This window comes from Lonsdalea britannica (assembly GCF_002111595.1).
GTDB lineage: Bacteria > Pseudomonadota > Gammaproteobacteria > Enterobacterales > Enterobacteriaceae > Lonsdalea > Lonsdalea britannica.
In genome coordinates this window covers 43458-58601 of the sequence record NZ_LUTN01000005.1, presented here as the reverse complement: position 1 = coordinate 58601, position 15144 = coordinate 43458, and the positions used below count along the sequence as shown (strand labels likewise).

At 53.6% G+C, this 15144-nt stretch carries 14 protein-coding genes and 1 pseudogene; 5 read left to right on the top strand and 10 right to left on the bottom strand.

The window, feature by feature from the left end; genetic code table 11:
- Positions 1-26 precede the first annotated feature (26 nt).
- From rpmB to mutM, 3 genes are all read left to right on the top strand, one after another.
- Positions 27-263 carry a 50S ribosomal protein L28 gene (gene rpmB / locus AU509_RS05775; protein ID WP_026738455.1) on the top strand — a complete coding sequence of 79 codons (237 nt, stop codon included), beginning with the start codon at positions 27-29 and terminating at the stop codon, positions 261-263.
- 11 nt (positions 264-274) lie between these two features.
- On the top strand, positions 275-442 hold the full coding sequence (rpmG, locus tag AU509_RS05770) for a 50S ribosomal protein L33 (protein ID WP_026738454.1): 168 nt from the start codon (positions 275-277) through the stop codon (positions 440-442).
- 107 nt (positions 443-549) lie between these two features.
- On the top strand, positions 550-1359 hold the full coding sequence (gene mutM, locus AU509_RS05765) for a bifunctional DNA-formamidopyrimidine glycosylase/DNA-(apurinic or apyrimidinic site) lyase (RefSeq protein ID WP_094117880.1): 810 nt from the start codon (positions 550-552) through the stop codon (positions 1357-1359).
- A 7-nt stretch (positions 1360-1366) separates the two neighbouring features.
- On the opposite strand, the gene coaD is transcribed toward mutM, so the two are convergent.
- From coaD to rfaQ, 6 genes are all read right to left on the bottom strand, one after another.
- The gene (gene coaD, locus AU509_RS05760) at positions 1367-1846 is read right to left on the bottom strand and encodes a pantetheine-phosphate adenylyltransferase (protein WP_026738452.1); all 480 of its coding nucleotides are present in this window, start codon (positions 1844-1846) and stop codon (positions 1367-1369) included.
- The gene (locus tag AU509_RS05755) at positions 1836-2609 is read right to left on the bottom strand and encodes a glycosyltransferase family 2 protein (protein WP_094117879.1); all 774 of its coding nucleotides are present in this window, start codon (positions 2607-2609) and stop codon (positions 1836-1838) included. Before AU509_RS05755 ends, coaD begins: the two co-directional genes overlap by 11 nt.
- Positions 2609-3886 carry a lipid IV(A) 3-deoxy-D-manno-octulosonic acid transferase gene (waaA, locus tag AU509_RS05750; protein ID WP_085650756.1) on the bottom strand — a complete coding sequence of 426 codons (1278 nt, stop codon included), beginning with the start codon at positions 3884-3886 and terminating at the stop codon, positions 2609-2611. The genes AU509_RS05755 and waaA overlap by 1 nt, the downstream gene beginning before the upstream one ends.
- A gap of 1072 nt (positions 3887-4958) precedes the next feature.
- Positions 4959-6056, bottom strand: coding sequence for a glycosyltransferase (locus AU509_RS05745; protein ID WP_094117878.1), 1098 nt, complete (start codon positions 6054-6056; stop codon positions 4959-4961).
- Between the two features lie 3 nt (positions 6057-6059).
- Positions 6060-7187 (bottom strand): glycosyltransferase family 4 protein, encoded by a 1128-nt coding sequence (locus tag AU509_RS05740; RefSeq protein ID WP_085650758.1) that lies wholly within the window; start codon positions 7185-7187, stop codon positions 6060-6062.
- Positions 7184-8254, bottom strand: a complete 1071-nt coding sequence (rfaQ, locus tag AU509_RS05735; RefSeq protein ID WP_094117877.1) for a putative lipopolysaccharide heptosyltransferase III — start codon at positions 8252-8254, stop codon at positions 7184-7186. Before rfaQ ends, AU509_RS05740 begins: the two co-directional genes overlap by 4 nt.
- A gap of 211 nt (positions 8255-8465) precedes the next feature.
- Here rfaQ and AU509_RS05730 point away from each other — a divergent pair, with 211 nt between their 5' ends.
- Together AU509_RS05730 and AU509_RS05725 are read left to right on the top strand one after the other, a co-directional pair.
- Positions 8466-9425: a polysaccharide deacetylase family protein gene (locus AU509_RS05730; RefSeq protein ID WP_094117876.1), complete on the top strand. Its 960-nt coding sequence runs from the start codon at positions 8466-8468 to the stop codon at positions 9423-9425.
- Positions 9426-10541, top strand: a complete 1116-nt coding sequence (locus tag AU509_RS05725; RefSeq protein WP_094117875.1) for a glycosyltransferase family 9 protein — start codon at positions 9426-9428, stop codon at positions 10539-10541.
- A gap of 84 nt (positions 10542-10625) precedes the next feature.
- On the opposite strand, the gene AU509_RS05720 is transcribed toward AU509_RS05725, so the two are convergent.
- The 4 genes and pseudogenes from AU509_RS05720 to rfaF all read right to left on the bottom strand — a co-directional run bounded on the left by AU509_RS05720 (position 10626) and on the right by rfaF (position 15122).
- Positions 10626-11477 (bottom strand): glycosyltransferase family A protein, encoded by an 852-nt coding sequence (locus AU509_RS05720; protein ID WP_085650762.1) that lies wholly within the window; start codon positions 11475-11477, stop codon positions 10626-10628.
- 110 nt (positions 11478-11587) lie between these two features.
- Positions 11588-12970 carry an O-antigen ligase family protein gene (locus AU509_RS05715; protein ID WP_094117874.1) on the bottom strand — a complete coding sequence of 461 codons (1383 nt, stop codon included), beginning with the start codon at positions 12968-12970 and terminating at the stop codon, positions 11588-11590.
- Between the two features lie 129 nt (positions 12971-13099).
- A complete protein-coding gene (rfaC, locus tag AU509_RS05710; protein WP_094117873.1) occupies positions 13100-14074 on the bottom strand; it encodes a lipopolysaccharide heptosyltransferase RfaC in 975 nt (324 codons plus the stop codon).
- A pseudogene (gene rfaF / locus AU509_RS05705) lies at positions 14071-15122 on the bottom strand (ADP-heptose--LPS heptosyltransferase RfaF). The gene rfaC and the pseudogene rfaF overlap by 4 nt, the downstream one beginning before the upstream one ends.
- Between the last annotated feature and the right edge of the window lie 22 nt (positions 15123-15144).

Sequence of the window (15144 nt, the reverse complement as noted above, 5' to 3'; positions counted from 1 at the left end):
GCTGATTTGATTTTTGGAGAATAGACATGTCCCGAGTCTGCCAAGTTACTGGCAAGCGTCCGGTGACGGGTAACAACCGTTCCCACGCACTGAATGCGACCAAACGCCGTTTTCTGCCGAACCTGCACTCACACCGTTTCTGGGTGGAAGGTGAGAAGCGTTTTGTTACGCTGCGCGTATCTGCTAAAGGTATGCGTATTATTGATAAAAAGGGTATTGAGACGGTTCTGGCCGACTTACGTGCCCGTGGTGAGAAGTATTAAGGAACTGAATCATGGCTAAAGGTGTTCGCGAGAAGATCAAGCTGGTTTCTTCTGCTGGTACTGGTCACTACTATACCACTACGAAGAACAAGCGCACTAAGCCGGAAAAACTGGAACTGAAGAAATTCGATCCCGTTGTCCGTCAGCATGTGATCTACAAAGAAGCTAAAATCAAATAATTTTAGTGGATTATCAAAAACCCGGCTTCGGCCGGGTTTTTTTGTGTCTGCAATTGGCGAATACGGCTGTGGTAGAGTGTTCGCGACGACTTTTCACGGGAGGAAACATGCCTGAATTACCAGAGGTGGAAACCAGCCGCCGGGGGATTGAACCCTATCTGGTCGGACATACCATTATGCATGCGGAAGTGCGCAATGCGCGCCTGCGCTGGCCGGTATCCCCTGAGATTATGTCGCTGAGCGATGAACCGGTGCTCAGCGTTCAGCGTCGCGCAAAATACCTACTGATTGAATTGGCTCGCGGTTGGATGATTGTTCATCTCGGCATGTCGGGCAGTTTGCGTGTGCTGCCTGAATATGTGGAGCCCGGCAAGCATGACCATGTCGATCTGGTCCTGGATAGCGGCAAAGTACTCCGCTACACCGACCCACGCCGCTTCGGCGCCTGGCTGTGGAGCGCGGATCCGGCAACGAGTTCCGTGCTGGCTCATCTGGGACCGGAGCCACTCAGCGATGCGTTCAGCGGCGACTATATGTTCGATAAGTCGCGAGGCCGGAAGACGCCGATAAAGCTTTGGATTATGGATAACAAGCTGGTCGTCGGCGTGGGTAACATCTACGCCAGCGAATCCCTGTTCAGCGCGGGCATTCTGCCGGAGAGAGCCGCAGGCTCGCTGAGCGAGGCTGAGTTCCAGCTATTAGCCGACACCATCAAGAAGGTGCTGCTACGCTCCATCGAACAAGGCGGGACTACACTGCGGGACTTCCTGCAGTCGGACGGTAAACCCGGGTATTTTGCGCAGGAACTGCAGGTCTACGGCCGCAGCGGCGAACCTTGTCGTCACTGTGGGACGCTGATTGAAAGCCTGAAACAGGGGCAACGCAGTACCTTCTTCTGCCGTACCTGCCAGCGCTGACGGCGCGTCAGGCCAGCTTTTTCTGCAGGGCTGCCGAGATGGGCGGAGGGAGAAACGGATCGATGTCGCCGCCGTGTCGGGCGACTTCTTTCACCAGGGTGGACGAAATAAAGGACCACTGCTCCGCAGGCATCAGGAACACGCTCTCCAGCTCGGGCATCAGGTGCGTGTTCATCTTCGCCAACTGCCACTCATACTCGAAGTCCGATACCGCCCGCAGTCCGCGCACCAAAATATTCGCCTGATGCTTCTGAGCAAAATGCGCCATCAGTTCGCTAAATCCCATCACTTCGACGTTAGTCAGATGACTCGTCACTTCGCGCGCTAGCGCAACGCGTTCTTCCAGCGTGAACAGCGTATTTTTGCTGGGGCTCGCGGCTATCGCCAGGATCAAGTGGTCGAACATCCGGGCGGCACGGGTCAGCAGGTCGAGATGGCCATTGGTCAACGGGTCGAAGGTGCCGGGGTAGATCGCTCTAGTCGTCATGATGTTTACGCTGGTTATTCAGTGCCCATAAGCCAGTATATTTATTAAACGTGTACTGCGCATTGACTATCGCCAGCAGCAGTCCGCGCTTGCCGTCCAGAAAGCCTGCGCGCAACAGCCAGGTCTTGGCGAAAGCGCCGAGCGTATGGGTCAGGATGGACAGGTAGCTGCAGCGTTTACCCGCCTGGAAACGCGACTGCGCCCAGCTGGCGGCGTAATCAAACTGCTTTTGTTGAAAGGCGAAAAAATCCCGACAGGTGAGATGCTGGAGATCGCCTGCCAGCGAAACGACGCGCGCGTCGCCATAGTCCAGCGACTCATGCACCGCGTTATCGTTATAGCGATAGTGGCGCGGATAAAGGCGAATTACCTCGTCGGGATACCAGCCGCTGTGGCGCATAAAGCGACCTAAAAACAGATTGCGGCGAGCGCAGCGATAGACCGTTTTCCCGTCGGGTGATGCGAGCACGCGCTCAATGGCGAGTCTCAACTCAGGCGTTACGCGCTCATCACAGTCGATCATGAAGATATAGTCGCCGCTGGCGTAGCTTTGCGCCCGCTGACGTTGCCGACCGAAGCCCGGCCAGTCGTCATGTTCGAATACCTGTGCGCCGAACTGACGCGCGATCGCCTGCGTGTCATCGCTGCTACCGGAGTCCAGAACGATGATTTCGTCCGCCCAGGAGACAGAGGCCAGACAGTCCGGCAGTAGTTCAGCCTCATTGCGGCTGATAAGCACGACGGACAGGCGAGGGTGGCTCATTATTGTCTCCGTGGCGGTAGATAGGGTTCCAGTAGTTTTAGCAGACTTTGTAGCGCGCCCTGATTTTTATGCAGCACCTGTACCGCGTGACGGCCGTAATACTGGCGATAGTCATCGTCGGAGAGAAGATTACTGACCTGTTCGACCAGCGAAGCGGTGTCTGTCACCGTGATCAGTCCGTCGGACTGCTGCAATCGGGCGCATATATCTTTGAAGTTAAACGTATGCGGGCCCATCAGCACCGGGATGGCATGGGCTGCGGGCTCCAGCGGGTTATGGCCGCCGCGTCCAATCAGGCTGCCGCCGACAAAGGCGAGGTCGGCAATACCGTATAGCAGCATCAGTTCACCCATCGTATCGCCAATCACGACCTGCGATGAGGCGGGCGGAATCGCGCCTTCGCTGCGCAGGGTATAGTCGAGACCGGCTTTGCTGACGATTGTCTTGGCGTCGTTGAAACGCTCTGGATGGCGCGGCACCAGAATCAGCAGCAGGTTGGGGAAGGTCTTTAGCAGCTCGCAGTGCGCGTCGACGATGATTTTCTCTTCGCCGTCGTGGGTACTGGCGGCGATCCACACCGGGCGCTGTGAGGCCCATTGACGGCGCAGCGTCACGGCTTTCGCCGCCAGTTCTGGCGTGACGGAGATATCGAATTTCAGGCTGCCGGTGACGTTCAGCTGTTTACGTTTGAGGCCTAATGAAATAAACCGCTCGCCGTCTTCCGCATTCTGAACGGCGATCAGCGTAATGCGTCGCAGCAGGGTGCGCATCAGTTTGCCCAGCTTTTTGTAGCCGGCGGCGGAGCGTTCGGAAAGACGGGCGTTGGCGATGACCAGCGGAATGTGACGCTGATGCAGAGCATCGATCATATTGGGCCAAAGCTCGGTCTCCATCACAATCACCAGCCGAGGCTGAACGTGATTCAGAAAGCGCTTCATCGCCCCCGGTAAATCGTAGGGCAGATAGACGTGGTACACGTCTTTGCCGAAGGCGGATTGCGCGCGTTCAGAGCCGGTCGGCGTCATGGTGGTGACCGTGATGGGCAGCGACGGGTAGCGGTAGCGTAAGGCTCTCACCAGCGGTACGGCAGCCAGTGTTTCTCCCACGGAGACAGAGTGCAGCAGGATACCTTCCGGTTTTACCGTGTCTTTGTAGAAGCCGTAACGTTCGCCCCAGCGTTTGCGATAGGCAGGGATTTTACGGCCGCGGAGCCAAAGACGGATCCAGATCAAGGGCTGGATAAGGTAAAGCAGAAAGGTATACAGCAGCTGTAACATAAGTATCTATATTTAAGTCAGAGATAGCGAATTCTATATATTTATAGCCGCTAAATCTATCACTTACGATAACAGGGGCCGCGATATCTCTTTTTTTCGGAGGTCAGTGTAATGCTAATTACATCAGTATGTTGCAACGATTACACTTTGCCGCCATTTGAGCGTAACTCGCTGTAATGATTGGTTTTTACGATAGGTCATGTCGTCAGTTTCCTTACGAGAATGTTATGCGAAAAATTATATAATTTATATAAATAAAATTCGAAAATGGTGCACGAAAATATACGGTCAATTAATAACGCCATGCTGGCGTCATTGAAAATCGTCATTATCGGAAATAAGATTCCATAAATAGGCGCGCATATTCTGTGTTTCATGATTATTTTTTAACGCATCTCTGTTCGCTCATTCAGACGACATACCCCGTTTTTATTGGTCATCATAAAATAAGGCGTCGAAAATTTTTTCGTCTTTTTTCTTCTCGTCATGAGCGTATTACCATGCCTGAATTTAGCTATCTCGCTATGGGTCATTTGATGGTGAATCGGAGATGGACTTCCGTGAATATAATATATAACTAACTGAATTATAGTAAAAATATATCATTTTTATTTGTTATAAAAAGAAGCCGTCTACTTTGCCTAGCCTAGGTGATAAGCGATAATTCTCCGTTGAAATACGGAAACAAGAACGCTTTCTTTTTGCCCTCTTTTCTTATTTTTCCGAGGTGAAATCTCTTTCAGGGGAAAGCTAATCGCAAAAAATAGCGCTTTAACTGTCCTCAATATGATTTCCCATCACAGCCTATTTTCTTCCGATGAAAAAAATGAAACAGAATAGGTCTCTATTTGCCTATTTTTCTGTGAACAATGCCGGCCCGTCGGTGCTGAGCCGGAAGGGCGTTATATCTCTCTCTTTCAGATAAATCCAGATACCACCTGAAAGCACGAAGGGAGACGTCGCAATGTGAATAAAGCGGGGGAGAGTCACTTTGCTTCACGTCGCGGCTGCGACGTAAGAGTGTGAGCGGCCCGTCACGGCCGCTTTGCCATTATCGCAAGGAGTGGGACGGTTAACGCGTTCCGAGAGCGAGATAGGCTCCGCATATAGCGTCAATGCGGTAGCGCTCGAGCTGCGCCTTATCAATTTCCGGCGGAGAGTCCAGTACCGATTTTAGCGTTGCCGCCAGCGAGTCGTCGGACAACTCCGCCAGACCCTGGGCCAGTGGACCGGTCAGGATTTCTTCCGGCCCTCCGGGGCAGCGGGTGCTGACGACCGGCGTTCCGCAGCTTAGCGCTTCAACCAGTACGTTGCCGAAGCCTTCGCTGTCAGAGCTCAACACCAGCAGGCGGGCATGGCGGATATAAGGGTAAGGGTTGTCGCAGAATCCTTGAAAGATAACGCGATCGGCCACGCCCAACTCGGTGGCCAATTGTCGTATGCGCTGAACTTCCTCGTCCTTACCTTTACCCAGCAGCACCAGCGGTATCTCGATACCGCTCAGCGCGTAGGCGCGGATCAGGCGGTCATGACGTTTATTGGGATGAAAGCGGCCGACGTGCACCAGATAATCTGTCCCCGCGCGTTCGCACGGCTGGTCAGCAAGTGCGGCGATCGCCTCAAAATCAAATGGATTGTTGATAACCGCCGCATCTGATGGGCGGACCTGGAAGGCGTTTTGTAAATCCGACAGTACCGCCTGGGATACCGCAACGATGTTGCGCTGCTGGTAGACCCGCTGAATCTTAACGCGTTTGAACCAGCGGGAAAGGCCGGTTCGATGGCCGAGATAAGACGGGGAAAACATGCCGTGCAGGCAGAACCAGACGTTGTCGGGATTCAGCGCCTTGCTGCGGGACACAATACGGTCGGTCTTGTGCAGGTTTGACAACACCAGGTCGAACGCACCCTGCTGCGTTTGCGCACGTTGGATTGCCGTATCCAGCATCGCGGCGCGACGGCGCAGTTCGGTGAGCTTGCGCCAGGGCGCACGGCTGTGGTCGGCGATCGTCTGATAATCCACGCCTTCGGGCACCGGGTATTCGCAGACGTCGCGCAGCGAAAAAAGCGAAACCTGGTGCTGTTGAGCGACCAGGCCCGCCGCCAGCGTCAACACCACTTTTTCTGCGCCGCAGCCGGGCAGACCGTCGATGATCATTAAGATACGCATGCGTTAGTCCAATAAGGTTTGATAGAGCGATATCAGCTGCTGAGAGAGCTTCTGCGGCGACGCGTCGATAATGCGCGCGCGCGCCGCGGCGCCCATGCGGCTGCCGGGTGCGGCGGCGGGCAGCGCCATAACGGCATCGGTCAGCGCAGGGACGTCTAGCGCATCGCAGACGAAACCATTTTCTCCGCCTCGGATAAACTCCGATCCGCCGCAGGTCGTTGTCGTGATGACCGGCAGCCCGCAGGCCATCGCTTCCAGAATCACGTTGGGGAAGGGGTCGTAGAGCGTAGGCAGCAGCAGACCGTCGGCGGCATGATAGTAAGGCTGTGGATCTTTCTGCATACCGGTAAAGCGTACTCTCGACTCGCATCCCAGCGATGCGGCCAGCGCCCGGTATTGACGTTCAGCCTTATCCTGCCCGACAACGATCAGGTAGCGGTTCGTTCCGGCAATGGCCCGGATGGCCGCCGCCAGTCCTTTACGTTCGAAGCCTGAGCCGACGTAGACCATCACGCAGGCGTCCTGCGGCAGCGTCAGAGCGACGCGCATTGCCCGGCGCTGCGACTCTTCAGCGGGTAAAAAGCGCGTGCTGTCGATAGCGTTGTAAATTACGTGGATCTTGTCTGCGCTGAGCCCGAAATCTTCGATAATTTCCTGTTTAATCAGTTCTGCGTTACAGATGACCGCTTTTAGCTGCGGCGCCCGATACATCTCGCCCTCCGCCTGCATGACGTAGCGATGGAAGCGGTTGGAGAAAAGCAGCGGTTTGCGCCAGGCGGGCAGCAAACGCGCGCGCTGCATCAGCCAGCGACGATGAACGCCGTCACCAGCCCGATAAATGTCGCATCCTGCGATGCGCTCGTGACTTTGTACCAAATCGAACTGTTCTTGCTGCCACAGCGCGCGGGCAGCGTCGGCAAATCCACGCTCACGTCCGACTCTGGTCCAGTAGCGAGGATTACACAGGTGCAAATGCCAGTCCGGCTTCTTTTCACCCTGCCACTGACGCGTGATGACGTTCAGCTGTAAATCTTCCTCTTCCAGCGCTTCCAGCGCACGGCTCACAAAGCGTTCGGCGCCGCCGTCCGGCCGATATTTCTGCCGCACAATGGCGAGGCGAAAATGACTCATGATAGTTGTCTCCGTGCCGCGGCCGTGACCGCCTCAACGGGGATCAGGTCAAGGTAACGTTGTTGTGTCCCGGTATCGATATCATCCGGGTCGGGCAGCGTGCCGTAGTCGCCGGCCCAGATCACTTCTCCCGGTGCCTGCCAGGGACGCCAAAAATGAAGTTTCGAAGGGCCAAATAGGGCGATGCTGGGCGTTTGCAGGGCGGCGGCCATATGCATGGGGACGGAATCAACGCCCAGAAACAGGCGAGCGTGGTCGATGAGCGCCGCCAGCTGGCGCAACGTCAGCTGACCTGACAGCGAGATGACCCCCTCGGCCGGACAGCGGGCGAGAATATTGGAGACCATCTGTTGTTCTTTAGCATCCGGCCCGGATGTCACGACGACGGTGTGTCCGTCCTGCTGCAGTGCGGAAATCGCCGCTGCCATCTTCTCTTCGCTCCAGCACTTGAACAGCCAACGCGAGGTGGGCTGGACGACGATGTAAGGGCCGTCGACCTGCTGCTGTCGCAGCTTTTCCTGACACTGCGCCCAGTCTTCGGCGGTATAGCCCATCGTGACCTGCGTGCTGACGGAGGAAATCCCCAGCGGCGAAAGAATAGAGAGGTTTTGCTCCACGGTGTGCTGGTGCGCATGCGGCGCCGTGCTGGCTAAAGCGCTGTGGCAGTAGCGCCACAGCAGATGCTGACGTTTATCGAAATCGAACCCCAGCCTAATCGGCGCGCCGGTGAGTTTCGCTATCAAGGCGCTTCGCCACTGATCGGCCAGGTTGATAACGAGATCGTAATGCTGATGACGCAGCTGGCTGATCAACTGCCACTCTTTGCTGAGCTGGGTGCGCAGCCCCTGTTTTTTCCATTGGCGATCGATAGCGTAAATATGATGGATGCGTGGATTGGCGACCAGCATGTCCTGCGTTTCAAGGTACAGCAGAACATCAATTTGGGCATCCGGATAGGTTTGACTCAGGGTGTTGATAACCGGGGTGGTTAACAGCATGTCGCCATGATGGCGAAATTTTATCAGCAGAATATGCCTGACGGCATGGGCTGTGGCGTGATTCATCAGCGGCGTTTCTCATTGCAAGCAGAAGGCGATTTTAGATGACATCGCTATGAGTGGCTACTATTGATCCCCGACGAACTTGGTTATCCATTTAACCTGTGTAGCAACATCTTCGGTTACAATAATTACTTTTCACGGCGACAGTCGCGGTTTAGGCTTTCCGCGTCACCGACTTACGTCACGTCATGTCCTTAGATTATCAGGCGCTATTTCCATGTGTAAACCAGCATTTATCATCACGATCGACACGGAAGGAGACAATCTTTGGCAAAATAATGACAGGATTACGACAAGAAATTCTCATTATTTGCCGCGGTTTCAGCAGCTCTGTGAAAAATACGGTTTCAAACCAACTTGGTTAACGAATTACGAGATGGCTTTAGATCCCGCGTACATCGAGTTCGCCAGAGATGTCATCGCCCGAGACCAAGGAGAGGTGGGGATGCATCTGCATGCCTGGAATAATCCGCCTGAGTTTGACCTGACCGGGGATGATTGGCGCTATAAACCTTATCTGATTGAATACCCTAAAGCGCTGATGCGACAGAAAATCGAGTACATGACGTCGTTACTCGAAGATACGTTCCAGCGTAAAATCCGCAGCCATCGTTCTGGCCGCTGGGCATTGAATGAAGACTACGTTCAGTTGTTGATGGAATACGGCTATGAGATTGACTGTTCCGTTACACCGCGTGTGAATTGGCAGTTTTCACCGGGCGACCCAAACGGGCAAGGCGGCACCGACTACAGCCGTTTCCCGCACCACGCTTACTTCATGGACCCGAATAACATTGCACTGCCGGGCCACTCCACGTTGCTGGAAGTGCCAATGAGCATTCAATACAAGCACAGTGGTTTCCTTAACGCGATGACCCGGATGTACGATCGCCTGCGTGGAAAACAGCGTAGCGCTTCCGTGAACTGGGTACGGCCTAAAGGCGGCAATTTGCGTCAGATGGAATCGGTGGTGGAAAAGGTGTTGGCGGAGGGCAATGACTATGTGGAGTTTATGCTCCATTCGTCGGAATTTATGCCGGGAGGCAGCCCGACGTTTCCTACAGAGCAGCATATAGAAACGCTGTACCATGACTTAGACGCGTTATTCGCCTGGCTGGCAGATAAAACAAAGGGGAAAACGTTGTCGGAATATTATCAGGGAATTAAGGCTGTTTAGATGAAGAAAGGCTGGAAATTCAAACTTGTAGATCTGTTTTTGCGTATGTATACCCGTTGCAGCGGTCGACTTCGGCCTGCGCAGCAGCTTATAACTGAGAGCGCGTTCTCCCACATCGTCATCTATTCTACGACCGCGCTGGGCGATTTGATGTTCAATACGCCGGCCATCCATGCGGTGCGTCAGCGCTACCCCCAGTCAAAAATCACGCTGGTGGTGCATAAAAAGTTGGAAGCCTTCGTTGAAGGTGGAGAAGATTGGCAGCACGTCGTGTGTTGGAACACCAAAATCAAAACGCTGCCTCAGCTGGTTCGGGATATCCAACAGTTCGGTATGCCCGATTTGGCCATCATTCTGCATTCACACGATCCTTATGATTATCTGAGCGCGGTGATGTCAGGCGCGAAATATGTGTTGCGTGATAACTATGTTGACGGAATCACACCAATGGATCGCTGGCTGGCGGGATATGTCATCGGGTTTCGTGGCCATGTGATTCAGCGCAAGCTGGCGCTGGTGTCTATGTTGGGCGCGGACGTCAGCGATATCAGTATGCGCATCCCTTTTGCGGTGCCGCCAGCCGATAACATCGGGCGTGGAGCGGTAATTGGCTTTCAGATGGGTGCCTCGACGTCTGAACGGTGCTGGCCGATGGAGAATTTCGCCGCGGTGGCCGAGCATTTTCTTACCACGAATTCTACCTGCCAAATTGCACTGACGGGATGGTCAGGCGATAGCCCTCTGGCTGAGTCACTGTTGCAGCAGCTAAACCCAGCGCTGCACTCCCGCATCGTCAACCATATCGGTTCGTCCAGCCTGAAAGAGTTAGTGGGGCTGATCAACGGTATGGATGTGTTGGTGACCGGGGACACGGGGCCTCTGCATATTGCCATTGCGCTTAAAGTACCGACGGTTAGCCTGTTTGTGACCGCGGAGCCGCACAGCACCGGCCCTTATCAGGATCCAGACTTGCACGATGTGATTTATGGCGCCACCAACAATCTCGCGATTCAGCAAGGCCATGTGATGGAGGCGATTAAGCCACAGCAGGTGATTGATAAGGTCGAGCGTCGCATTGAGCGGATAAAGACGACGGCTGACGATGTGAGCCATTAAGGCTGCTTTGGCTGCAACGACTGTCGTTGACGGTGCCTTCGGGTCAGTTAAAACGCCCCTGACGAAAGTCGAGGGGCGTTATAGTTAGCGGGCCAGAAAACCGAACAGGTATCTGAACCACCACATCGGTTTCCAGAGCGTATTTTTCTTACGTGCTGGCGGCGTGCGGTGGACGTTTTTCACGATGCTCCAGCTGAAGTTCAGGAACATCCTGCTGTGCCCAAACTCCTCGCCGTAGGTCTCGATCTCATGTTTCTTTTTATCATCGACGGGCGTGTTGGCCGAGAGATCGCGCTCCAACGTGTGGTATGACTTATTACGGTTTACATTCCTTTCTGAACACAGGTATTTCTTTGATAAATAACGCTGAATGGAGCCGTGGTACTTCTGATATTTCACGAAGCGATAATCCTCCGCGCCGTAGTTACCCGCGAATTCCTCGTCGTAGCCGAAAAAGCGCATGAATCGGGCGCGGGACATAAAGAACAGGTTGGAGTGGCCTTTGTAGATTTTCTGCGGGTTTTCCGGCGAGTTGCGATAGAGCTTAAAGAAGGTGCGTCCCGGATTGCGTCTGTCCGCCATGTAGCGCAGCGTATTTTCATGGATGATATGGTCGAGATCGGTCATCACGATTTTATCGGACTTGGCGTAGAGGACGCCGAGGTTACGCGCTCCCGCCTGATTCCATGGAATGTTCTCGTTGATCTTGATCCAGATGAGGTTCAGGTTGAATTCGGGAATGTCGTAGCTGACCGGGGAGCCGTCGTCGACGATGACGAACTGGATGACGTCCAGCAGCTCGGGGGAGTACTGCTCATACTCGCGCAGCAGTGAGGTAACGGATTCTATATCGCTTTGGTTGCAATAAAAGTGAGTGACGTAGCTCAGTTTGATATGTGACTTATCAACCCTGTTAATTTCTCGAATATTTTCCATGTTGGCCTGTATGTAATAATAATTTATCTAAAGTTATTATATATTTGAAAACACTGTGTGCAATGAAAAACAGAATATCATCATTGCTATCAATGATATTCTGTTTGCTTTCAATCGTTAGCGGTTTGTCCGGAAGAACTGGGCTTATAGGCGATAATGCCTAAGAGTAACCCGCTCAGGAACATATATTCTTCCATATAATGATCTAATAATATTCTGTCTACCATTGAACGGAAGAAAAAACCGCTCGAAAGGAGTAACAGTACGACGCCGATGGTCTTGTTTTCTTTAAAGAACGCTCGGATGGATATTTTGAATATCATCAGGTTGTACATAACCCACAGTAAAATCCCAAGAACGCCGTATTGCAGACCGTATTCCAGAATACCGCTATGGCTGTGGCTGATATCGATCAGCGGATTATGATATTTCTCATGCAACCGTTGTAAAAATGCCGTTTTGCTGGTGCCAATGCCCAGCGGATACTCAACGATAAAATCTGTCGCCTGATGAACATAGGCCATCCGACATGCATTCGAGTGGCTGACCGGCGTACCGTCCGCATGCACCGGAACGACTCGTTCCGGGCTATTAAAGATAAAACAAAAGCTGTTACTGGGGGCATTCCAGCCCACTTCGACATCTTCTCTGATACTTTTCCAGCGAGGATCTTTTTCGTAGGAAAACAGGCCGACGCTGACCACCGTGCAAATAATGAGCAGTACGTAGAGGCTTAATTTCCACAGATTAATCGCGTGGAATTTTCTAATGATAAACACCAGGCTGATGGATAATATGCCAAAGATCATACCGACCGTGCCCCAGCGGGTATTGGCCAGCCCGGTTGCAATGACGTTAGAAATAATCAATGCGACGACCACGCCGGTATTTAACGTCAGCAGTCTGCGGTTTTCCAATATACGTAACAACAGATCAGAAAAGATAATGATGCTAATCAAATTGATTTGAAAGCTGAGTTCCAGACGCGATGGAAATATATAAGTTTCTCCCCACATGATGGTGCCGGAATTAACGAAGATATACGCAATCGTCAGGATATGAAGGAATATGGGTGCCCAAAAACTTAAAATAACGGCGGTAATCAGTTTTTTGTAGCTCAGATTTGGAAAATTAAATGCGATGATAGAATAAAAGGCCAGCCCGTAAATAAATAACATGAGCGGCCTCATCCATTGACTGTGCCAGGCCCTCAGCGTGTCGTGAAGATTGGGTGAAAATAAGAGCGCACACGACAAAGTCACGACGGTCATTACCCCTAATACAATCAGCACGTGCTTTAATTTACCTGTGTCTAAACTTTGCAAAAAACGTCGGTCTTTGAAAAAAAGTAACAACGAAAAGACAAAGGCGCTGTAAATAAGCAAATTCCGGTGGAAAGGTAAAAGGCTGCTGGGGATAGCCCAAAAAGAGCATAGTAATAACGTGATTACCAGTAAAAATAGCGCAATGGGTTTATGGCTCGATAGTGACATATTTACCTTCTGGGAAGAATCTCCAGCTCCCTATTTTGCTTTCGTCTGTTTTTGTATCATCAAAGTTAAACATGACATTAAAGTATCCCATTGATGAGGTGGAATATTCTTATTTGTCATTTTTTATAATTAGAAATCATGTTTTTGATCGAGCGACAAACGGGAAAAAATATCGGCGCTGGTTATGGAACGCATCGTTTTATCATGGGAGACAACGGCGATTTGATTTTTCCCGTATCCCCCAATTAATCCCGGATCCGTTGGGCCATACAGCGTAATATTTGGCCGATCGAGCGCCGCCGTCAGATGACTCAGCCCGGTGTCGACCGAGACGACGGCTTTGGCTCCGGCCAATACCGTGGATACCTGTTCGAGATTAAGTCGCGGCAGAACGTCGACGTGCGGGAAACCCTCCGCGAGCCGCAGCGCGCGCTGATGCTCATGTTCCGCTCCCCACGGCAGTTTGATGCGAAGACCACTGGTTTGCATACGTCCAATCAGTTCGCGCCAGTGATCTTCCGGCCAGTGCTTTTCATCTCGAGTGGTGGCGTGCAGAAAGACCAGATAACGCCCGGCGTCTTCTGGCGGCGACGCCAAAAATTTAGCGGCAATCGCGTAGTCCCCGTCATCTGTAGGACGGCGATAGTTCAGGCTGATAGAAAACAGTTCACGAATGCGCTCGACGGCATGCTGCTCGCGCGCCACCCGATGACGGTATTGATAAAACCAGCTGGCTAGCGGCTCGCGGGCGCTCTTCCAGTCCAATCCATGCTTGTTACCCCGTGCCAGACGCGTGACCAGCAGCGCGCTTTTGATCAGCCCCTGCGCGTCAATGACCGCGTCGTAACGACGGGAACGCAGCAGATGCTTGAATGCTGAACGCTCATGGCGAACGGCGGCGCTGAACCAATTTTTGCGCCAGCGGCGAATCGCAACCGGAATCACCCGGTCAACGGCCGGATGCCAGCTTGGGATCTGAGCAAATCCCTCTTCTACCACCCAGTCAAACTGGATGCCCGGCACAGCGTGCATAGCGTCGGTCAACGCGGGAAGGGTGTGCAGAACATCTCCCATGGAGGAGGTTTTCACGATCAGCACTCTCATGCCTGCGCTCCTCGCTCATTCATCTGCTTTCCCAACGCGTTCAATACCTGTTCCGGCTGAATGTCGATCAGACTCTGGTGATAACCCTGCTCCGCATCGCCTTTGCGCACGCGATGGTAGCCGCTTATCAAGCGGATCACTTCCGCCTCTTTGGAGAGTGGCGGCGTAAAGTCGGGGCTGCTGGGACCGTAAAGGGCGACGAGCGGCCGGTTGAGCGCGGCGGCGACATGCATGAGCCGGAGTCGTTGCTGACCACGGCGCGGCAGGCGGCGAGCAGTACGACGGCCTGATCCAGCGAGGTATTCCCCGCCAAATTGAAGCAGGACGTCTTCGCCTCTGTCGTCAGGGTATCGCGAATATCTTCGCCCGCCTGACGGTCGTTGGCCGAACCGAACAGCGCTACCTGATAACCGCGTTCGATCAACGCCTGAGCCAGTGCGCCATAGTGGTAATGAGGCCAGCGTTTGGCCGGCCCGAATTCCGCGCCGGGACAAAATCCGATCAGCGGTCGGTCGTCCGGCAGGCTGAATTCGGCGATGGCCGCCGCAATCTCGGCCTCGGAGACCTGCAACTGCGGCCACGGCAGCGACGCGGGGAGGTCGTTCGCGCTGTTGACGGTCTTCGCGTCATAGCCGAGTGCGACGTAACGTTGCACCATCAGCGGAAAGGCCGTTTTGTCCAGCACGCGAACGTCATTCAGCAATCCGTAGCGCATTTCGCCGCACCAGCCGGTGCGCTGCGGTATCTGCGCGAAGAACGGCACCAGCGCGGATTTGAATGAGTTGGGCAGGACGTACGCGCGATCGTAGCGCTGGGGGCGAAGTGCGACCCCCAGACGACGGCGTTCGCCCAGTTGCAGCGCGCCGTGGCCCAGCGGCATAGCTAGCGCCTGATTGACTTCCGGCATGCGAGCCAGCAACGGACGGCACCAGGCCGGTGCCATCACGTCGATGACGGCATCCGGGTGTTCGGCCTTGAGTGTGCGATAAAGACTGTGCGACATCATCATGTCGCCAACCCAGGAAGGGCCGATTACCAGAATTTTCATACCGTTCGAGATCCCCTACGGT